The organism is Hydrogenophaga palleronii NBRC 102513 (assembly GCF_001571225.1).
In the GTDB taxonomy this organism is placed as follows: Bacteria; Pseudomonadota; Gammaproteobacteria; order Burkholderiales; family Burkholderiaceae_C; genus Hydrogenophaga; species Hydrogenophaga palleronii.
This window is the reverse complement of sequence record NZ_BCTJ01000028.1, coordinates 1-20066: the sequence shown is the minus strand read 5'-3', so window position 1 is coordinate 20066 and position 20066 is coordinate 1. Positions and strand designations below refer to the sequence as shown.

Below are 20066 nucleotides of genomic sequence, written 5' to 3'. Positions count from 1 at the left end.
CGCGAGCTTACCCCGGCGGCGTGTGGGCGAACACCAGCGCGTTCACGCCCGCGGCGCCGGCCTGCCGCAAGGCCTGCGCCGCCGCCTGCAGCGTCGCGCCGGTGGTGCTCACATCGTCCACCAGCAGCACCTGCCGTCCCTGGACCCGTGGCACATGCAACGGGTGTACCGCGAACACGCCCCGCAGGTTGCGCAGGCGTTGCTCGCGCGGCAGGCTGTGCTGGTCGGGCCGGTCGAGCAGGCGCAGCAGTGCGTCCGGCACGGCTGCCGCGGCCGGTCGGCCCTGCCGCCGCAAGGCCTTGGTGAGTTCCCAGGCCTGGTTGTAGCCGCGCTCGGCCAGGCGCGTGGCATTCAGTGGCACCGGCACCAGCAGTTCGCATTGCGACAGCAGCTCGGCCACGCGTGGCGTGCGCAGCATCAGGCGCGCAAAGGGGCCGGCCCAGCCGGGCTCGGCGCGGAACTTGAAGCGCGCGATCAGGCCGTCCCAGGGATAGGCGTAGTCCACCGCCGCGGTGCGGGCCTGCAGCGCGGCGGGGGAGGGCTGCGCGAGGCAGGTGCCGCACAGGTGGTGGGCGTCGGAGGACAGCGGTGCCGCGCAAGCGTGGCAACGGTGGGGCGGTCCCTGAAAGCGGGTGCTGCAGTTCTCGCAGACCGGCTCGCCCGGCCAGCCGCCGCACACCTGGCAAGTGCCGGGCAGGGAATTGAACAAGGTGCGCCAGCCGCTGGACATGCGGCCAATATACTGGGGCGCCACGCGCGTGCAAGGTCCTGCACGGTGGCACGTCCCCCCGTTTTTCCGCTCCGCGGCCCCACCGCTTGAACCCATCCACCCCCACCGAAACCGCCGTGCCCGGCATGGACCCCACGGCCGCGCAACGCTGGCAGCAGCGCGCCGCAAGCACCAGTCCGTGGCTGCACGAAGAAGTGGCCTCGCGCATGGCCGAGCGCCTGAAATGGTTTCGCGAGCCACCGGCCAGCTGGTTGCACTGGGAGCCGGTGGGCGGCGGCCTGCTGGCGCACCGGCAATTGCGCACCCAGTTGCCCGAGGCCCGCTGCCACGTGGCAGCCGTGCGCCTGCCGCAGGCGCTGGAGGCCACGCGCGAAAGCGGTGGCACGGCCTGGAACCCCTTGAACTGGGGCCGTGACAAGGGACCGCTGGCGGCCGACGAGGCCACCCGGGTGCGCATGCTCTGGGCCAACATGGCCCTGCACATGGAGCCGCGGCCGCAGACCTTGCTCAAACGCTGGAACCAGCACATCGAGACCGATGGCTTCCTGATGTTCTCCTGCCTGGGCCCGGACAGCCTGCGCGAGTTGCGTGCGGTCTACGAGCAGCAGGGCTGGCCAGCGCCGGCGCACGCCTTCACCGACATGCACGACTGGGGTGACATGCTGGTGCACGGCGGTTTTGCCGAGCCGGTGATGGACATGGAGCGCATCGTGCTGTCGTACAGCAGCGCCGAGACCTTGCTGGCCGAGCTGCGTGGCCTGGGACGCAACCTGAACCTGGCGCGTTTTGCCGCCTGCCGCTCGCGCCACTGGCGCACGCGCCTGTGCGAGGCGATCGAAGCCGGCCTGCCGCGAGACGCCGACGGGCGCCTGTTGCTGACCTTCGAGATCATCTACGGCCACGCCTTCAAACCCGTGCCGCGGATGCCGATGGCGGCCTCCACCGCGGTGCCCGTGGAAGACATGCGCGCCATGCTCAAGGGCCGCAAGGGCTGAAACGCGCCGCTGACGGCCGCTAGGTGCATGGCCGAAGCCACCTTGTGGCAGTCGGATGTGGTTGTTTTGTGAGGGGAAAGCCGGCTTCTCGCCGCTACAATCGCAGGCTATCCAAGTTCCTGGGGAAATTTCCCCGCGTCTGCGCACGGGCCTTCGGGCCCGGTGCGACCTGAACCGGTGGTGGGTGGTGAGCCTTGCCTGCGATGTTTACCGTTTCGCGACCCTGTCGGATGACGGCATGGTGTGGTCGCTGAAACGCAACTGCTCGGTCACACCCGCGCAACTGGGTTGGCTTTATGCCTCCATGTGTGTCGTGTCTCTGGGTGTGGCCGGATTCTTCTGGTCCCTGGGCGCCACGCTGGTGTTGCCTTTTGCCGCGCTGGAACTGGTGGTCGTGGCGGCGGCGTTTTTGGCGTATGCGCGCCACGCCACGGACGGTGAACGCATCCGCCTGCTGCAAAAGCAGCTGGTGGTGGAGCTGGAAACGGCGGGACAGGTGAAGCGGTGCGAATTCGCCCGCGAGTGGGTGCAGGTGGAAGCGCCAACGGACAGCGATCAGATGATCGAGGTGCGCGGCGGAGGTCAATCGGTGCAGGTGGGGCGCTTTTTGAGGGCCGATCTGAGACCGCTGTTGGCCCGGGAAATACGCCAGGCTTTGCGTGGCGCGTGAAGGTGTTTTGGGTGGGTGACCCCGAAGTTTGTTCTAATCGGCATTGATATAAATCAATACTTATATTTGAGGCGCTTAAAGTGAGTACGACAAATAAAAAGGTGCATTCCCTGCGAACCCGGTGGCAAAACATCTGCGCTGTGGGCACCACGCTGGCGCTGGGTGCGGGCGCCTGGACCTCGGTCGCCGCTCAAACGGTGAACAGCCTGCCTGGTGGCCCTGCCGTCAACCAGCTGAACTTCCACCCCCCCGTGACCCGCATCGCCGAGGAGCAGCACTGGCTGCACTGGTTCATGATGGGCATCTGCGCCGTGATCTTCCTGATCGTCTTCGGCGTGATGTTCTATTCCATCGTGAAGCACCGCAAGTCGGTGGGCCACAAGTCGCAGGCGCTGCCGGAGCCGATCTGGGTCGAACTCGGCTGGACCATCGTGCCGCTGCTCATCGTCATCGGCATGGCGCTGCCCGCCACCAAGGTGCTGGTGGCCCAGAAGGACACCACCAACAGCGACGTGACCATCAAGGCCACGGGCATGCAATGGAAGTGGGGCTACGACTACATCAAGGGCGAAGGCGAGGGCATCGGCTTCCTCTCCACGCTGGACAACAACCACCGCCTGATGTCCAACAGCGGCAAGCCCGAAGCCACCGACGACTACCTGCTCAAGGTCGACAACCCGATGGTGGTGCCGGTCAACAAGAAGGTGCGCATCATCACCACGGCCAACGACGTCATCCACGCCTGGATGGTGCCGGCCTTCGGCGTCAAGCAGGATGCCATCCCCGGTTTCGTGCGCGACACCTGGTTCCGCGCCGAGAAGACCGGTGACTTCTACGGCCAGTGCGCCGAACTCTGCGGCAAGGAACACGCCTACATGCCGATCCACGTGAAGGTGGTGTCGGCCGAGGAATACACCGCCTGGGTTAACGAACAGCACAAGGCCATGGCCGCCGCCGCGGACGACCCGAACAAGGTCTGGACCCTGGCCGACCTGGTCAAGCGTGGCGAGTCCGTCTACGCCGCCAACTGCGTGGCCTGCCACCAGGCCAACGGCAAGGGCGCCGGCCCGATCAAGCCGCTCGATGGCTCGGCCATCGTGAACGACACCGACCACGCCAAGATGATCAACGTGGTGCTGCACGGCGCTGCCGGCGGCTCCATGCCGTCCTGGAAGCAGCTCTCGGACACCGAGCTGGCCGCGGTCATGACCTTCAGCAAGAACAACTGGTCGAACAAGACCGAGCAGATCGTGCAGCCTTCGGAAGTGCTGGCCGCGCGCAATTGATCCGGTTGTCAGAAAAATATTGAGTCTCAAAGGAATCGATCATGAGTGCAGTTCTTGACCACCACGATGCGCATGGCCACGACCACGACCATCACGCGCCCACGGGCTGGCGTCGCTGGGTCTTTGCCACCAACCACAAGGACATCGGCACGCTGTACCTGCTGTTCTCCTTCACGATGCTGATGGTGGGCGGCGTGCTCGCGCTGCTGATCCGCCTGGAGCTGTTCCAGCCGGGCCTGCAGTTCGTGAACCCGGGCCTGTTCAACCAGCTCACCACCATGCACGGCCTGATCATGGTGTTCGGCGCCATCATGCCGGCCTTCGTGGGCTTCGCGAACTGGATGATCCCGCTGCAGATCGGCGCGTCGGACATGGCGTTCGCGCGCATGAACAACTTCAGCTTCTGGCTGATGATCCCGGCCGCCATCATGCTGATCGCGTCGTTCTTCATGCCTGGCGGCGCACCCGCTGCCGGCTGGACGCTGTACGCGCCGCTGACGCTGCAGATGGGCCCCTCGATGGACGCCGGCATCTTCGCGATGCACATCCTGGGCGCTTCGTCGATCATGGGTTCGATCAACATCATCGTGACCGTCCTCAACATGCGCGCGCCCGGCATGACGCTGATGAAGATGCCGATGTTCTGCTGGACCTGGCTCATCACCGCCTACCTGCTGATCGCGGTGATGCCCGTGCTGGCTGGCGCGATCACCATGACGCTGACCGACCGCCACTTCGGCACCAGCTTCTTCAACCCCGCCGGCGGCGGCGACCCGGTGATGTACCAGCACATCTTCTGGTTCTTCGGCCACCCCGAGGTCTACATCATGATCCTGCCGGCCTTCGGCATCGTGAGCCAGGTCGTGCCCGCCTTCGCGCGCAAGAAGCTGTTCGGTTACGCCTCCATGGTGTACGCCACCGGCTCCATCGCCATCCTGTCCTTCGTCGTGTGGGCTCACCACATGTTCACCACCGGCATGCCGGTGACGGGCCAGCTGTTCTTCATGTACTCGACCATGCTGATCGCCGTGCCCACGGGCGTGAAGATCTTCAACTGGGTCGCGACCATGTGGAAGGGTTCGATGACCTTCGAGACCCCCATGCTGTGGGCCGTCGGCTTCATCTTCGTGTTCACCATCGGTGGCTTCACCGGCCTGATCCTGTCGGTCGCGCCGATCGACATCCAGATGCAGGACACCTACTACGTCGTGGCCCACTTCCACTATGTGCTGGTGGCCGGTTCGCTGTTCGCCATGTTCTCCGGCATCTACTACTGGCTGCCCAAGTGGACCGGCGTGATGTACAGCGAAACGCGCGGCAAGCTCCACTTCTGGTGGTCGATGATCTCGTTCAACATCACCTTCTTCCCGATGCACTTCCTGGGCCTGGCCGGCATGCCCCGCCGCTACGCCGACTACCCGATGCAGTTCGCCGACTTCAACGCCATCGCGTCGATCGGTGCCTTCGGCTTCGGTCTGGCCCAGGTGTACTTCTTCATCGCCGTGATCATCCCCGCCATGCGTGGCAAGGGTGAAAAGGCCGTGCAGAAGCCTTGGGAAGGTGCCGAGGGCCTGGAGTGGGAAGTGCCGTCGCCGGCGCCCTTCCACACCTTCGAGAACCCACCCAAGCTCGACATCACCGCCACCAAGGTGATCGGCTGATCCACCCTTTGCGAACGGAGCCCTGTACATGACACCCGAACAAAAGAAGCACAACCGCCGCCTGGGCCTGATCCTGGCGTCGGTGGCTGTGGTGTTTTTCTTCGGCTTCGTGGGCAAACGTTTCCTGCTCGGTCTCTGACCGGGCAGCGGGCATTCGACATACAACAGGAGACAGGCCGTGGTACCGCAGCGCGAAAACATCAAGATGGTTGGCAAGCTGGGCGTGATCGCGTTCAGCATGTTCGCCTTCGGTTACGCGCTGGTGCCGATCTACCGCCACATCTGCGACGCCCTGGGCATCAACGTGCTGGCGGTGTCCGAACTGCGGGTGCCGGGTGCCGCGCCGACCAGCATGCCGGCCAACTCGCAGGTCGACACCTCGCGCACCATCACGGTGGAGTTCGACGTCAACACGCGTGGCCCCTGGCACTTCAAACCTGAAGTGCGTTCGCTGCAGGTGCATCCGGGCGAACTCACCACGGTGATGTACGAATTCCAGAACATCCAGAACCGCACCATGGCGGCCCAGGCCGTGCCGAGCTACGCGCCCAAGCAGGCCTCGGCGCATTTCAACAAGCTGGAGTGCTTCTGCTTCACGCAGTACACCTTGCAGCCGGGTGAGAAGAAAGAATGGCCCGTGGCCTTCGTGATCGATCCCAAGCTGTCCAAGGACGTGAGCACCATCACCCTGTCCTACACCTTCTTCGAGGTGGGTGGCAGGGTGCCCGCAGCGCCGAAGGACGAACCACCGCAGGCCAAAACGCCGACCCAAACCCAGGAGGCCGTGTGAACAAACCAACCACCATGCCGAAACGCAAGGGCACCTTGCTGGGCACCGTCAAGGCGGTGCTGTGGGGCTTCATGGGTTTGCGCCGCAACGCGGACTACCAGAACGACATCGCCAAGCTCAACCCGCTGCACCTGATTGCGGTGGGCCTGACGATGGGCATCCTGTTCGTGCTGGCGCTGATCCTGCTGGTGAACTGGGTGGCCGGCTGAGCGCAGGCCGCCGGCTGACCGACCGAATTTGATTTCAGACAATTGATACAAGCGAAAGCACAACAGGAGTGAGCATGTCAGCAGCATCCCACGGAACGACGCCCTACTACTACGTCCCTGGTCCGTCGCGTCATCCGGTGATGGCCGCCATCGGCCTTTTCTTCGTCATCCTGGGTGCCGGTCAATGGATCAACGGCCACGGCTGGGGTGCCTACTCGCTGGCCTTCGGCCTGGCGTTCTGGCTCTTCGTGTTGTTCCAGTGGTTCAGCGATTCGGTGCGTGAGAGCGAAGCCGGCCTGTACGGCCGCAAGATCGACCTCTCCTACCGCTGGAGCATGAGCTGGTTCATCTTCTCCGAAGTGATGTTCTTCGGCGCCTTCTTCACCGCCCTGTGGTGGGCCCGCGTGCACTCGGTGCCGGCGCTGGGCAACCTGGAGAACTCGCTGATCTGGCCCGACTTCACCGCCGTGTGGCCGAGCCTGCAGGCCGGTGCCACCGCATCGCCCGCCGGCATCGTGGATCCGTTCCAGACCATGGGCCCGTTCTGGCTGCCCACCATCAACACCGCGCTGCTGCTCACCTCGGGTGTCACGCTGACCATTGCCCACCATGCGCTGCAGGTCGGCAACCGTTCCAAGACCATCCTCTTCATGTGGGCCACGGTCCTGCTGGGCATCGTCTTCCTGTTCGTGCAGGGTTATGAATACGCCCACGCCTACGCCGACCTGAACCTCAAGCTCTCCTCGGGCGTGTTCGGCTCCACCTTCTTCCTGCTGACCGGCTTCCACGGCTTCCACGTGTTCGTGGGCATGCTGATGCTGCTGTTCATCACGCTGCGCCTGCAGAAGGGCCACTTCACCAAGGAGCGTCACTTCGGTTTCGAAGGCGCGGCCTGGTACTGGCACTTCGTGGACGTGGTCTGGCTCGGCCTGTACATCCTGGTTTACTGGATGTAATGGCCCATGGTGGTTGATCCACCTTCGCCGGGTTCTCGCCACAAAAAAGCGCCTCCCGGCGCTTTTTTGCCGATGGGGCTCAGCCGCGCAGTGGCAAACCCGTCGGCTGAATCCAGCCCATCAGGTAACTGACCAGCACGACGATGAAAAGCAGGATGGAAAAGCCGACCCGAAACGCCAGCGCGCGTGCCATGTGGTTCTTGCGTGGCGCGCCGTCCTTTTCCACGTCGTTGCCGCCGCGCATCATGTACACCAGCGCAGTGGCCAGGCTTCCGAGAATGGCGATGAACGCCACGATGACCAGATACTTCATGGCGCCGATTATCGACCTGCGGCCCCACCCGCGCACGCGCGCCACCGCGGCCAGCGGGGCCGCCCCCGTCCGGTGAGCAGCATGGCCCGCCCGACCCTGCGTTTCTGGATCGTCACCGCCGCCACCGTGCTCACCATGGCAGTGACCGCCTCGCTCGGCCTGTGGCAGCTCGACCGTGCCGGCCAGAAGCTGGCCCTGCAGGCGCAAATCCAGGAGCGCAGCGCACTTGCACCCTGGCGCAATGCCGAGCTGCTGGGCGCTGCCGATGCCACCCACGGCGTGCACCGCCCGGTGCGCCTGACGGGCCAGTGGCTGCCCGAGGCCAGCGTGTTCCTCGACAACCGCCAGATGAACGCCCGTGTCGGCCTGTTCCTGGTCACGCCGCTGCGGCTGGAGGGCAGCCAGCGCGTGGTGCTGGTGCAGCGTGGCTGGGTGCCGCGCGACTTCACCGACCGCAGCCGCCTGCCGGACATCGATACGCCGACGGGCACGGTGTCGATCGAGGGCCGATTGGCCGCCGCGCCGAGCAAGCTCTATGACCTCGGTGGAGCAGGCGTAGGGCCGATCCGGCAAAATGTCGACCTTGTCGCCTTCGCGCAGGAAACCGGGCTGGACCTGCTCGGCGTGTCGGTGTTGCAGACCGGCGGCGCCAGCGAAGGCCTGCTACGCGACTGGCCGCCGATTGCCGTGGATGTGAACAAGCACCACGGCTACGCCTTCCAGTGGTTCTCCCTGTGCCTGCTTGCCGGCATCCTGTATGTCTGGTTCCAATTGATCTCCCCCCGCCGAAAGCGCAGACCCCATGGCTCAGACGACGCCCGATGAACCCTTGACCCTCACCGTGCACAGCCTGCCGCAGCTGGACCAGTCCAGCGCGGACCAGGTGGCCAGCACGCGCACCGGGCGCTGGAAGATGCTCGGCCTGATGCTGGTGTGCGCCGCGCCGGTGATCGCCTCCTACTTCATGTACTACGTGGTGCGGCCCGAAGGCCGGCGCAACTATGGCGAGCTGATCAATCCGCAGCGCCCCTTGCCCGCTTTCGACGGCACCGACGTGCAAGGCCGCAGCGTGCCGCTGAGCTCGTTGAAAAATCAGTGGCTGCTGATCAGCGTGGCCGACAGCGCCTGCAACGAACTCTGCCAGGAGCACCTGCTGATGCAGCGCCAGTTGCGCGAGACCCTGGGGCGCGAGAAAACACGGCTGGACTGGGTCTGGCTGCGCACCGGCGACAGCGCCCTGTCCGAACCCTTGCAGAAGGCCACGGCCGCGGCCCAGGTGCTGCACGTGGACGCGCAGGCCCTGGCCGGCTGGCTGGAGCCGGCGCCCGGCCAGAAGATCGAAGACCATCTGTACGTGGTCGATCCCATGGGCCACTGGATGATGCGTTTCCCGGCCAACTTCGATCCCAAGCAGGCCAAGAGCGACCTCGATCGCCTGCTGCGCGCCTCGGCGTTCTGGGACAAAGAGGGGCGACCGAGCTGAGATGGACGCGCAACCCTTGTACGACCTCGCACCCATCGCCCGGATCATGTTCCTGGGCGTGGTGATCGCGCTCGGGCCGCTGGCCTGGATCTGGCTGCGCAACCGCCACGCGCCGCCGGCGCAGCGCCTGCGCGTGTTGACCCTGGTCACGCTGTTCCTCACCTTCGACCTGGTGCTGTTCGGCGCCTTCACCCGCCTGACCGACTCCGGCCTGGGCTGCCCCGACTGGCCGGGCTGCTACGGCAGCGTGAGCCCGGTGGGCGCGAGCAGCTCCATCGCCGCCGCGCAGGAGGCCATGCCGCACGGCCCGGTGAGCTTCTCCAAGGCCTGGATCGAAATGATCCACCGTTACCTGGCCACCGCCGTCGGCGTGCTGATCATGGTGCTGGCGCTGGTGAGCTGGGTCGAACGCAAGCGGCTGAGCGTGTCCTACGTGTGGCCGCTGGTGACGCTGGTGTGGGTCTGCCTGCAGGGTGCGTTCGGCGCGCTCACCGTCACCATGAAACTGTTCCCCGCCATCGTCACCCTGCACCTGCTCGGTGGCCTGGGCATGCTGGCCCTGCTGCGGGCGCAGTCCGTGGCCTATGCGCTGGCGGCCCCCGACAGCCCCGGGCCGGTGCCGCTGCACCGCCGCTGGCGCCTGGCGCTGGTGGTCACCACCGTGCTGCTGTGGCTGCAGATCGCGCTCGGCGGCTGGGTCAGCACCAACTACGCGGTGCTGGTCTGCGGCGATTTCCCGACCTGCCAGGGCAGCTGGTGGCCGGCCATGAACTTCCGCGAAGGCTTCACGCTCTGGCGCGAGCTCGGCCAGAACCACGCCGGTGACGCCATCACCTTCCCCGCGCTCACCGCCATCCACTACGTGCACCGCCTCATGGCCTATGCCGTGCTGGCCCTGATGCTCTGGCTCGGCTGGCGCCTGTGGTCGGTCGAGCGCATGCGGCCGACCGCGCGCGCCCTGCTGCTGCTCGCCGCCTGGCAGTTCGCCAGCGGCCTGACCAATGTGGTGCTCGACTGGCCCCTGCTGGCCGCCGTCGGCCACACCGGCGGCGCCGCCGCGCTGGTGATCGTGCTCACCGGTGCGCTGCGCAGCACGCGCCGTGCGCGCCAGACCGATACCGCCGCGTCCACCGCTTCTTCCCTGCACCTGTCCACACCGATCCGATGAGCACCGCGCCCACCCCTCCTGTTGCTGTTGCGCTGCCCTCGGTCTGGCGCCAGTACCACGCGCTGACCAAACCGCGCGTGATCCAGCTCATCGTGTTCTGCGCGTTGATCGGCATGGTGCTGGCCGTGCCCGGCCTGCCCACCTGGTCGCAGGTGCGGCTGGCGGCCATCGCCTGTTTCGGCATCTGGCTGGTGGCCGGCGCCGCCGCCGCCTTCAACTGCGTGGTCGAACAGCACATCGACGCCAAGATGAAGCGCACCGCCTGGCGGCCCACCGCCAAGGGCGAACTCACCAACGGCAAGACGCTGAGCTTCTCGGCGCTGCTGTGCGCCGCCGGTTCGGCCGTCTTGTACTTCTGGGTCAACCCGCTCACGATGTGGCTGACCTTCGCCACCTTCGTCGGTTACGCGGTGGTCTACACCGTGATCCTCAAGCCGCTCACGCCGCAGAACATCGTGATCGGTGGCGCCTCCGGTGCCATGCCGCCGGTGCTGGGCTGGGCCGCCATGACCGGCGTGGTCGCGCCCGAGGCGCTGATCCTGTTCCTCATCATCTTCCTCTGGACCCCGCCGCACTTCTGGGCCCTGGCCCTGTACCGCGTGGAGGACTATCGCAAGTCCGGCCTGCCCATGCTGCCGGTCACGCACGGTTCCGAGTTCACGCGGCTGCAGATCCTGCTCTACACCTTCGTGCTGTTCGCCGCCTGCCTCATGCCCTTCGTGATGCGCATGAGCGGCTGGTTCTACCTTGCGGTGGCCGTGCTGCTGAGCATCGGCTTCTGCGGCTACGCGTTTGCGCTCTGGCGCAATTACTCCGATGCGCTGGCGCGCAAGACCTTCCGTTTTTCCCTGATCCACCTCGCCGTGCTGTTCGCCGCGCTGCTGGTGGACCACTACATCTGAGGCTTTGAAATTCATGAAGACGCCTGCCCTGAACCGCCGCACCCTGATCGCCGCCGCCGGCAGCGCCGCCCTGCTGGGCCTGGCCGCCTGTGGCGACAAGGCCGAGACGGCCAAACCGGCAGCCTTCGCCGGCATCGACATCACCGGCGCCGACTACGCCAAGGGTTTTTCGCTTGTCGACCACAACGGCCAGCCGCGCACGCTGGACGACTTCAAGGGCAAGGTGGTGGTGGTGTTCTTCGGCTTCACCCAGTGCCCCGACGTGTGCCCGACCTCGATGAGCGAGCTGGCCGAGGTCAAGCAGATCCTTGGCGCCGATGGTGACCGCTTCCAGGGCATCTTCATCAGCATCGACCCCGAGCGCGACACGCCCGAGATCATGAAGCAGTACATGGCGGCCTTCGACCCGAGCTTCCTCGCCCTGTACGCCGCGCCCGACGCATTGCCCGAGCTGGCCAAGAGCTACAAGATCTACTACAAGAAGGTCAACGGCCCGACGCCCACCAGCTACAGCATGGACCACTCGGCCGGCAGCTACGTGTACGACCCGCAAGGCCGCATCCGCCTCTACAACCGCTACGGCACCGGCGCCGGCCCGCTGGCCGCCGACGTGAAGAAGCTGCTCGACGGCGCATGAACCCCCAGGGGCCGGGCGCCTAAGCCCGGCCTAAGCGCCACGGCGCAACATCGGGCCAGAACGGCCCCGCCGGGGCCGGCACCCACCACCCACAGACCGGGAGAGCGTTTGCCATGAGGCTGTTGCTGGTCGAAGACGACACCATGATCGGCGAGGCGGTGCTGGACCTGCTGCGCGCCGAACACTACGCCGTGGACTGGGTGCGCGACGGCGAGATGGCGGCCACCGCCGCACACACCCAGAGTTACGACCTGATCCTGCTCGACCTCGGCCTGCCGCGGCGCGACGGCCTGGAGGTGTTGCGCGAACTGCGCGCGCGCAAGAACCGCACGCCGGTGCTGGTCGCCACCGCCCGCGATTCGGTGCAGCAGCGCGTGCAGGGCCTGGACGCCGGCGCCGACGACTACATCCTCAAGCCCTACGACATGGACGAGCTGCTGGCGCGCATCCGCGCGCTGCTGCGCCGCGCCGCCGGCCGCGCCGAACCGGTCTACGAACACCTGGGCGTGAGCATCAACACCGCCACGCGCGAGGTGACGGCCCAGGGTGAGCCGGTGGTGCTGTCGGCACGCGAATGGGCGGTGCTCGAACCGCTGCTCGCGCGTCCCGGCCGGGTGCTCTCTCGCGCCCAGCTGGAAGAAAAACTCTACGGCTGGAAAGACGACGTGAGCAGCAACGCGGTCGAGGTCTACATCCACGGCGTGCGCAAGAAACTCGGCGCCGGCCTGATCCAGAACGTGCGCGGTGTCGGCTACATGGTGCCCAAACAATGAAACACGCCCTGCGCGCCTGCGGCGCTCCCGCCTGGACGGGGGGCGACACCTGGGGCCGGCAGAGCCGGACCCTCGGTGTCTCTGGGTTGGTCGAGCCGCACGCCGGCGACACGGGGCGTTGACGTGTTGGGCCTGTCCATGCACTCGCTGCGCGCGCGCCTGATCGGCCTGTTGTTGCTGGCCATCGTGCTGGCGGCCGGGCTGCAGGTGGCGGTGGTCTACCGCCAGGCACGCGCCGAGGCCGACGGCATCTTCGACTACCACATGGAACAGATGGCCCAGGCCTTGCGCGCCGGCGTGGGCGCACCCGGCCTGCAGGCCGATGGCCGCGAAGCCGCCTCGGCCGACGGCTTTGATTTCTTCGTCCAGGTCTGGACCGCCGAAGGGCTGCGCGTGTTCCAGTCCGGCACCGGGGCCGACCTGCCGCAACGCGCGGTGCTGGGCTTCTCCAATGTGAACGTGGACGGCACGCCTTACCGCGTCTACTCCATGCAGTCGCGTTCGCAGGTGATCCAGGTGGCGCAGGACATGCGGCCGCGCGAGGCCATGGCGCGGGCGCTGGCCTGGCGCACCGTGCTGCCCATCGCCTGGATGGCGCCGCTGCTGATGCTGGTGGCCTGGGGCGTGGTGAGCACTTCGCTGGCGCCGGTGGCGCGGGTGCGCCGGCAGGTGGCGGCACGCGAGGCAGACGAACTCAGGGAAGTCAACGAAGAAGGCCTGCCCGACGAGGTGCGCCCGCTGGTGCACGAGCTCAACCTGCTGTTCGGCCGCGTGCGCCAGGCCTTTGATGCGCAGAAGAACTTTGTGGCGGAAGCGGCGCACGAACTGCGCTCGCCGCTGGCCGCGTTGCGCCTGCAGGCGCAGGGCCTGCAGCGCGCGCGCGACGACACCACACGCGAGCTGGCCGTGCAGCGCCTGCTGGCCGGCATCGACCGCGCCACGCGCCTGGTCGAGCAGTTGCTGATGCTGGCGCGCCAGCAGGCCCAGCCCTCCAGTGGCGAGCCGGCGCAAGCGCTGTCGCTGGCCGCGCTGGCGGCACAGGTGGTGGCCGAGGCCGCGCCGCAGGCACAGGCGCGGCGCATCGACCTCGGCCTGCACGAAGCCGCCGCGGGTGAGGTGCGAGGCCACGCCGAGCCGCTGCGCATCCTGCTCGGCAACCTGGTCGACAACGCGCTCAAGTACACGCCCGAAGGCGGCACGGTGGACGTGACGGTGCGGCGCGAAGGCGCGGCGCTGGTGCTGGCGGTGGACGACAGCGGCCCCGGCATTGCGGAGGCCGACCGCGCGCGAGTGCTCGACCGCTTCTACCGCGTGCCGGGCTCGGCGGCCAATGGCAGCGGGCTCGGGCTGGCGATTGCCAACGCCATCGCGCAGCTGCACGGTGCCAGCCTGCAACTGGAGCCGTCGCCGCGGCTCGGCGGCCTGCGCATCGGCCTGCGGCTGCCTGCACTGTCTTGAGGGCGGGTTTCTTAAGCGCCGTCTAACTCTGGCGGCGCACAGTGCGGACATGTTCAATCCGTCCTCGCTGAAGGAGCTCTCATGAAAACCTTGTCTCTCACCGCATCCCGCCTGGTGTTGTCGCTGGCGGCTGCGGGCATCGTCGGTGGCGCCAGCGTGGGCCTGGTCACCGGCACGCACGCCAGCGCGGCCGCTCCCGTGGCCAGCCAGCAGGCGCCGGTGGCCACCACCAACACCGGCCTGCCCGACTTCTCGCAGATCGCGCAGCTGCACGGCGCGGCGGTGGTCAACATCAGCGTCATCGGCAAGGCCGGTGCCGACGAAGACCAGCAGCAGGCGCAGAACCGCCAGCCGCCCGGCATCGACCCGAACGACCCGTTCTTCGAATTCTTCAAACGTTTCCAGCAAGGCCCGGGCGGGCAGGGCGGTGGTGGACATGAAGCGCCTTCGCGTGGCCAGGGCTCGGGCTTCATCATCAGCCCCGACGGCCTGGTGCTCACCAACGCCCACGTGGTGCGCAATGCGCAGCGCGTCACCGTCAAGCTCACCGACCGGCGCGAGTTCGTCGCCAAGGTGCTGGGCTCGGATGCCAAGACCGACGTGGCGGTGCTGCGCATCGACGCGAAGAACCTGCCGGTGGTGCCGCTGGGCAATACCAAGGACCTGAAGGTGGGTGAATGGGTGCTGGCCATCGGCGCACCGTTCGGCTTCGAGAACAGCGTGACCGCGGGCGTGGTCAGCGCCAAGGGCCGCTCATTGCCGGACGACAGCTTCGTGCCCTTCATCCAGACCGACGTGGCGGTGAACCCCGGCAACTCCGGTGGCCCGCTGTTCAATGCGCGGGGTGAGGTGGTGGGCATCAACTCGCAGATCTACAGCCACACCGGCGGATACCAGGGCCTGTCGTTCGCGATCCCGATGGAGACCGCGCTGCGCGTGAAAGACCAGATCGTGGCGCACGGCAAGGCCAGCCATGCGCGCCTGGGCGTGGCGGTGCAGGAGGTCAACCAGACCCTGGCCGAGTCCTTCAAGCTGGACAAGCCCGAGGGCGCGCTGGTCTCCAGCATCGACCCCGGCGGCCCGGCCGCCAAGGCCGGCCTGCAGGTGGGTGATGTGATCCGCCGCGTGCAGGGGGCGCCCATCGTCGGCTCGGGCGACCTGCCGGCGCTGATCGGCCAGGCGCTGCCGGGCGACAAGGTGACGCTGGACGTGTGGCGCCAGGGCAAGCCGGTGGAGCTCAAGGCCGAACTGGGCGACGCCGCCGCCAAGCCGGTGAAGACCGCGGCGGCCGAGAAGACGGCCGACCAGGGCCGCCTGGGTCTGGCGTTGCGCCCGCTGGCACCGCAGGAGCAACGCGCCGTGGGCGTGCAGGGTGGTCTGCTGGTGGAAGATGCACAAGGCCCGGCGGCACTGGCCGGCGTGCAGCAGGGCGACGTGCTGCTGGCGGTGAACGGCGCGCCGATCAAGAGCGTGGAGCAGCTGCGCGGCATGCTGGACAAATCCACCAAGTCGCTGGCGCTGCTGATCCAGCGCGACGGTGACCAGATCTTCGTGCCCGTGCCCCTGGGCTGACACCTCGGCCACGGCCGCAACCGCAACAACGGCACCTTCGGGTGCCGTTTTTTTGCCGCTCCGGCATGCGGGCAAACCCGCATGTGGCACCTGCGGCACAGGGTGGAAAAGGGCAATACGTCTATGATCCCTGGCTCTTGCGCCGGGGCTTTCGTTCGCCGGCCTGCTGCCTGCCGATCCTTCCCATGCCCTCCCAGACCGACACCTCCCGCGACCCCAGCGTCGACCCCGACGCGGCCACGCCCGAAAACCCGATCGACGAAGACACGCGCGTGTCGCTGCGCGTCGAAGACTGGCTCACCGTCATCTCGATGGCGCTGCTGGCGCTGATCACCTTCGGCAACGTGATCGTGCGTTACTTCACCAACCAGTCCTTCGCCTGGACCGAAGAGCTGTCGATCTTCCTGATGATCGTGATGACCCTGGTGGCCAGTTCGGCCGCGGTCGCGCGGCACCGCCACATCCGCATCGAGTTCTTTGCCGACGCCGGCTCCTCGCGCCGCCGCCACCTGCTGGCCCTGTGGGGCGCGATGGCGATGGTGCTGCTGTTCGTGCTGATGGCCGGCCTGAGCGCGCGCATGGTCTGGGACCACTACATCTACGAAGAGATCTCGCCCGGCCTCGGTGTGCCCCAGTGGTGGTACTCGGTCTGGTTGCCGCTGCTGTCGCTGGCGATCGCGCTGCGTGCGCTGGGTCGCTTCAACCGGCTGCGCCGCGCGGGAGCCCAAGCATGATCGCCACGCTGCTGTTCCTGATCTTCATCATCGCCATGCTGGCCGGCGTGCCGATTGCCGCCGCGCTCGGCCTGGCCGGCGCCGCCGCCATCGCCATGGCCGACTTCAACACCCAGTGGTACGGCCTGCTGGCGGTGCCGCAGAACTTCTACGCCGGCCTGGGCAAGTACCCGCTGCTGGCGATCCCGATGTTCGTGCTGGTGGGTTCGATCTTCGACCGCTCCGGTGTGGCCCTGCGGCTGGTGAACTTTGCCGTTGCCATCGTCGGCCGCGGCCCCGGCATGTTGCCGCTGGTGGCCATCGTGGTGGCCATGTTCCTCGGCGGCATCTCTGGCTCGGGCCCGGCCAACGCCGCGGCGGTGGGTGCGGTGATGATCGCCGCCATGTCGCGCGCCGGTTACCCGGGTTCGTTCTCGGCCAGCGTGGTCGGCGCCGCCGCCGCCACCGACATCCTGATCCCGCCCTCGGTGGCCTTCATCATCTATTCCATGCTGGTGCCCGGCGCCTCGGTGCCGGCGCTGTTCGCCGCCGGCATGGTGCCCGGCGTGCTGGCCGGCATCGCGCTGATCGTGCCGGCCGTCTGGCTGGCGCGCAAGCACCGCATGGGCGCGCTCGAAGTGCACATGCCACGCCCGCCGTTCTGGAAGAGCCTGCGCGAAGCGCTCTGGGGCCTGGCCGCGCCGGTGCTGATCCTGGGCGGCATGCGCGCGGGCTGGTTCACGCCCACCGAAGCCGCCGTGGTGGCGGTGTTCTACGGCCTGTTCGTCGGTATGGTGGTGCACCGCACGATTGGTGTGCGCGACCTGTTCCCCATCCTGCGCGAAGCGGGCGAGCTCTCCGGCATCATCCTGCTGGTGGTCTCGCTGGCCGGCATCTTCGCCTTCTCGCTCTCCACGCTGGGCGTGATCGACCCGGTGGCCAACGCCATCGTGAACTCGGGCCTGGGCGAGTACGGCGTGCTGTCGCTGCTGATCCTGCTGCTCATCACCGTCGGCATGTTCCTCGACGGCATCTCGATCTTCCTGATCTTCGTGCCGCTGCTGCTGCCCATCATGGAGCACTACAACTGGGACCCGGTGTGGTTCGGCGTCATCCTCACGCTGAAGGTGGCGCTGGGCCAGTTCACGCCGCCGCTGGCGGTGAACCTCATGGTGTCGTGCCGCATCGCCGGTGTGCGCATGGAGTCCACCATCCGCTGGGTCGGGCCGATGCTGCTGGCCATGTTCGTGGTCATGGTGCTGGTCATCATGTTCCCGCAACTGGCCCTGTGGCTGCCCGCCAAGCTGGGCTACTGATTCTCGATTTCAACCAAGGAGACAGACCGCATGAAACTTCGCACCTTCCTCACCACCGCCCTGGCCGCCGCTGCGCTGGCCGTCACCACCAATGGCTTCGCGCAGAGCACCGCCGCCTACAAGGCCGAGTACCGCATGTCGCTGGTGCTGGGCACGGCCTTCCCCTGGGGCAAGAGCGGCGAGATCTGGGCCAACCTGGTGCGCGAGCGCACGCAGGGCCGCATCAACATCAAGCTGTACCCCGGCGTGTCGCTGCTGCAGGGTGACCAGACGCGCGAGTTCAGCGGGCTGCGCCAGGGCGTGATCGACCTCGCCGTGGGTTCGACCATCAACTGGTCGCCCCAGGTGCGTTCGCTCAACCTGTTCTCCATGCCCTTCCTGATGCCCGACTTCGCGGCCATCGACGCGCTCACCTCGGGTGAAGTCGGTACCCAGCTGTTCAAGGACATCGAGCGCCTGGGCGCCGTGCCGCTGGCCTGGGGCGAAAACGGCTACCGCGAAATCTCCAACTCCAAACACGCCATCAAGACCCCGGCCGACCTCAAGGGCCTGAAGATCCGCGTGGTGGGTTCGCCGCTGTTCCTCGACACCTTCGCCGCCCTGGGCGCCAACCCGACGCAGATGAGCTGGGCCGACGCCCAGCCCGCCATGGCCAGCCGCGCGGTGGACGGCCAGGAGAACCCGCTGTCGGTGTTCCTCGCCGCCAAGCTGCCGTCGGTGGAGCAGAAGCACCTGACGTTGTGGGGCTACGTGGCCGACCCGCTGATCTTCGTGGCGAACAAGGACGTGTGGGCCAGCTGGACCGAGGCCGACCGCGCCATCGTCAAGCAGGCCGCCATCGACGCCGGCAAGGAAGGCAAGGCGCTGGCGCGCAAGGGCCTGGTGGAGCCGGGCAAGCCGCTGGTCAAGCAACTGACCGACATGGGCGTGACCGTGACCGAGCTGACGCCCGCCGAACGCGCCGAGTTCGTCAAGGTGACGCGCCCGGTGTACGACAAGTGGAAGAACCAGATTGGCGCCGACCTGGTGAACAAAGCCGAGAAGGCCGTGGCAGCACGCAAGTAAACACGAGCCCCTGCGCTGCACAAAGCCGCCTCCAACGAGGCGGCTTTTTTTTGCTTCACGCGGCCTGCGCCCATGTCATGACAGCGACACGTCGCCTGATCACGATGCCCTCGAAGTGCGCTTCATTGCGCTGCGTTTTTTCCCGTCGATGACAAGGTTGCCCATGTTCGTTCGTGCCGTTTCGCTGTCGCTGCTTTCCTTTCTCGTCCTGCCGGTTCACGCTGCCGGCAATGCTGCAGGCGCTGGCCTGGCGCCGCGGCCTGGCCTGTGGGCGCAGACGATCACCGGCGACCGGGCACCGGCGCCCATCCAGATGAAGATCTGCGTCGGTGTGGCCGAACCGGGTGATAACCCGTTCGGACCGCAGAGCGAAGAAGACGGCGAGGAGTGCCCGACGAACGAGATCAAGCGCACTGCGGGTGGCCTGAGTTACGTCCGGGTGTGCCGCTTGAACCCGGGCACGATGACCAGCAAGGGCACGGTCACCGGCGATCTGAACACCAGCTACCGCGTGGCGGGCACGGTGGAAGTGGCGGGCGTGAAGCTGGCACCCGGCGAATCGAAACTCAGCCGCTACCAGGCTTCGGCGCGGTACCTGGGCGCCTGCCCGGCGGGCATGGAGCCGGGCGACACGGCGCCATAAGCCGTGTTCACGATGGCTGGGGCTGCGTTGGCGTGGGAGGCGCACCGTATCCGCTTGTGAGAAAGGGTGTCGAACGGGTGATGGTGGCGACTAGCAGGACTAGCATGGTCGGCCGCGAGCGGTGACGCTGGTGCCGCCCACACCCAGGAGAGGCACCCATGGCCCCGAAGAACACCATTTGCCTGTGGTTCGACGGCACCGCACTGGACGCGGCGCGGTTTTACGCCACCACCTTTCCCGACAGCCAAGTCGGCACCATCTTCCACGCCCCGGGCGACGACCCCGGCGGCAAGAAGGGCGATGCGCTGACGGTGGAGTTCACCGTCTGCGGCATGCCCTGCATCGGCCTCAATGGCGGGCCGGTGTTTCCGCAGACCGAAGCGTTTTCGTTCCAGATCGCCACCGACGACCAGGCCGAGACCGACCGGCTGTGGAACGCCATCGTCGGCCATGGCGGGCAGGAAAGTGAATGCGGCTGGTGCAAGGACCGCTGGGGGCTGTCGTGGCAGATCACGCCACGCGCACTCACCGACGGCATCACCGACCCCGACCCTGTGGTGGCGAAGCGCGTGTTCGACGCCATGATGACCATGCGCAAGATCGACGTGGCAAGGCGGGGTTAGCGCGAGGCCTGGGTGCAGCGCAAGGGACGCGTCTGGCCGGAAGCGCAACCCAGTACGAGCGCGGTGAAGCCCAAGCCAGGGGCACGGAGGGTCCGGCTCTGCC

At 67.1% G+C, this 20066-nt stretch carries 23 protein-coding genes; 21 read left to right on the top strand and 2 right to left on the bottom strand.

Annotation, left to right across the window (positions count from 1 at the left end):
* Nucleotides 1–7 precede the first annotated feature (7 nt).
* A complete protein-coding gene (locus HPA01S_RS17125) occupies nucleotides 8–730 on the bottom strand; it encodes a ComF family protein (protein ID WP_066271983.1) in 723 nt (240 codons plus the stop codon).
* A 125-nt stretch (nucleotides 731–855) separates the two neighbouring features.
* On the opposite strand from HPA01S_RS17125, the gene HPA01S_RS17120 reads away from it, so the two are divergent.
* The 8 genes from HPA01S_RS17120 to HPA01S_RS17090 all read left to right on the top strand — a co-directional run bounded on the left by HPA01S_RS17120 (nucleotide 856) and on the right by HPA01S_RS17090 (nucleotide 7297).
* Nucleotides 856–1725, top strand: coding sequence for a methyltransferase domain-containing protein (locus HPA01S_RS17120; RefSeq protein WP_066271982.1), 870 nt, complete (start codon nucleotides 856–858; stop codon nucleotides 1723–1725).
* Between the two features lie 238 nt (nucleotides 1726–1963).
* Nucleotides 1964–2395 (top strand): DUF2244 domain-containing protein, encoded by a 432-nt coding sequence (locus HPA01S_RS17115; protein WP_066272013.1) that lies wholly within the window; start codon nucleotides 1964–1966, stop codon nucleotides 2393–2395.
* 131 nt (nucleotides 2396–2526) lie between these two features.
* Nucleotides 2527–3681: a cytochrome c oxidase subunit II gene (coxB, locus tag HPA01S_RS17110; RefSeq protein WP_066272012.1), complete on the top strand. Its 1155-nt coding sequence runs from the start codon at nucleotides 2527–2529 to the stop codon at nucleotides 3679–3681.
* A gap of 41 nt (nucleotides 3682–3722) precedes the next feature.
* A complete protein-coding gene (ctaD, locus tag HPA01S_RS17105) occupies nucleotides 3723–5342 on the top strand; it encodes a cytochrome c oxidase subunit I (RefSeq protein WP_066271981.1) in 1620 nt (539 codons plus the stop codon).
* Nucleotides 5343–5370: 28 nt separating this feature from the next.
* Nucleotides 5371–5481 carry a cytochrome oxidase small assembly protein gene (locus HPA01S_RS23470; protein ID WP_218005357.1) on the top strand — a complete coding sequence of 37 codons (111 nt, stop codon included), beginning with the start codon at nucleotides 5371–5373 and terminating at the stop codon, nucleotides 5479–5481.
* A gap of 39 nt (nucleotides 5482–5520) precedes the next feature.
* Nucleotides 5521–6132: a cytochrome c oxidase assembly protein gene (locus HPA01S_RS17100; protein ID WP_157085078.1), complete on the top strand. Its 612-nt coding sequence runs from the start codon at nucleotides 5521–5523 to the stop codon at nucleotides 6130–6132.
* Nucleotides 6129–6341 carry a DUF2970 domain-containing protein gene (locus HPA01S_RS17095; RefSeq protein ID WP_306307129.1) on the top strand — a complete coding sequence of 71 codons (213 nt, stop codon included), beginning with the start codon at nucleotides 6129–6131 and terminating at the stop codon, nucleotides 6339–6341. Before HPA01S_RS17100 ends, HPA01S_RS17095 begins: the two co-directional genes overlap by 4 nt.
* 74 nt (nucleotides 6342–6415) lie before the next feature.
* Complete coding sequence (locus HPA01S_RS17090) at nucleotides 6416–7297, top strand: cytochrome c oxidase subunit 3 (RefSeq protein WP_066271980.1); 882 nt, start codon at nucleotides 6416–6418, stop codon at nucleotides 7295–7297.
* A 79-nt stretch (nucleotides 7298–7376) separates the two neighbouring features.
* Here HPA01S_RS17090 and HPA01S_RS17085 read toward each other — a convergent pair whose 3' ends face one another.
* Nucleotides 7377–7610, bottom strand: coding sequence for a twin transmembrane helix small protein (locus tag HPA01S_RS17085; protein WP_066271979.1), 234 nt, complete (start codon nucleotides 7608–7610; stop codon nucleotides 7377–7379).
* A gap of 81 nt (nucleotides 7611–7691) precedes the next feature.
* Here HPA01S_RS17085 and HPA01S_RS17080 point away from each other — a divergent pair, with 81 nt between their 5' ends.
* The 13 genes from HPA01S_RS17080 (at nucleotide 7692) to HPA01S_RS17020 (ending at nucleotide 19963) form a co-directional block, all read left to right on the top strand.
* A complete protein-coding gene (locus HPA01S_RS17080; RefSeq protein WP_174525303.1) occupies nucleotides 7692–8435 on the top strand; it encodes an SURF1 family protein in 744 nt (247 codons plus the stop codon).
* A complete protein-coding gene (locus tag HPA01S_RS17075; RefSeq protein WP_066271977.1) occupies nucleotides 8413–9093 on the top strand; it encodes an SCO family protein in 681 nt (226 codons plus the stop codon). Before HPA01S_RS17080 ends, HPA01S_RS17075 begins: the two co-directional genes overlap by 23 nt.
* A 1-nt stretch (nucleotide 9094) precedes the next feature.
* Entirely contained in the window at nucleotides 9095–10261 is a 1167-nt protein-coding gene (locus HPA01S_RS17070; RefSeq protein ID WP_066271976.1) for a COX15/CtaA family protein, read from the top strand.
* A complete protein-coding gene (cyoE, locus tag HPA01S_RS17065) occupies nucleotides 10258–11163 on the top strand; it encodes a heme o synthase (protein ID WP_066271975.1) in 906 nt (301 codons plus the stop codon). The genes HPA01S_RS17070 and cyoE overlap by 4 nt, the downstream gene beginning before the upstream one ends.
* Nucleotides 11164–11176: 13 nt before the next feature.
* On the top strand, nucleotides 11177–11800 hold the full coding sequence (locus tag HPA01S_RS17060) for an SCO family protein (RefSeq protein WP_066271974.1): 624 nt from the start codon (nucleotides 11177–11179) through the stop codon (nucleotides 11798–11800).
* A gap of 113 nt (nucleotides 11801–11913) precedes the next feature.
* Nucleotides 11914–12573, top strand: coding sequence for a response regulator transcription factor (locus tag HPA01S_RS17055; protein ID WP_066271973.1), 660 nt, complete (start codon nucleotides 11914–11916; stop codon nucleotides 12571–12573).
* Nucleotides 12574–12711: 138 nt separating this feature from the next.
* Nucleotides 12712–14031, top strand: coding sequence for an ATP-binding protein (locus tag HPA01S_RS17050; RefSeq protein WP_066272009.1), 1320 nt, complete (start codon nucleotides 12712–12714; stop codon nucleotides 14029–14031).
* Nucleotides 14032–14112: 81 nt separating this feature from the next.
* Entirely contained in the window at nucleotides 14113–15603 is a 1491-nt protein-coding gene (locus tag HPA01S_RS17045) for a Do family serine endopeptidase (protein ID WP_066271972.1), read from the top strand.
* 185 nt (nucleotides 15604–15788) lie between these two features.
* On the top strand, nucleotides 15789–16337 hold the full coding sequence (locus tag HPA01S_RS17040) for a TRAP transporter small permease (protein ID WP_066272008.1): 549 nt from the start codon (nucleotides 15789–15791) through the stop codon (nucleotides 16335–16337).
* On the top strand, nucleotides 16334–17632 hold the full coding sequence (locus tag HPA01S_RS17035) for a TRAP transporter large permease (RefSeq protein ID WP_066271971.1): 1299 nt from the start codon (nucleotides 16334–16336) through the stop codon (nucleotides 17630–17632). Before HPA01S_RS17040 ends, HPA01S_RS17035 begins: the two co-directional genes overlap by 4 nt.
* A gap of 30 nt (nucleotides 17633–17662) precedes the next feature.
* A complete protein-coding gene (locus HPA01S_RS17030; RefSeq protein WP_066271970.1) occupies nucleotides 17663–18697 on the top strand; it encodes a DctP family TRAP transporter solute-binding subunit in 1035 nt (344 codons plus the stop codon).
* 163 nt (nucleotides 18698–18860) lie between these two features.
* Complete coding sequence (locus HPA01S_RS17025; protein ID WP_066271969.1) at nucleotides 18861–19340, top strand: DUF3617 domain-containing protein; 480 nt, start codon at nucleotides 18861–18863, stop codon at nucleotides 19338–19340.
* A 158-nt stretch (nucleotides 19341–19498) separates the two neighbouring features.
* Nucleotides 19499–19963, top strand: a complete 465-nt coding sequence (locus HPA01S_RS17020) for a VOC family protein (protein WP_066271968.1) — start codon at nucleotides 19499–19501, stop codon at nucleotides 19961–19963.
* Nucleotides 19964–20066: the final 103 nt, after the last annotated feature.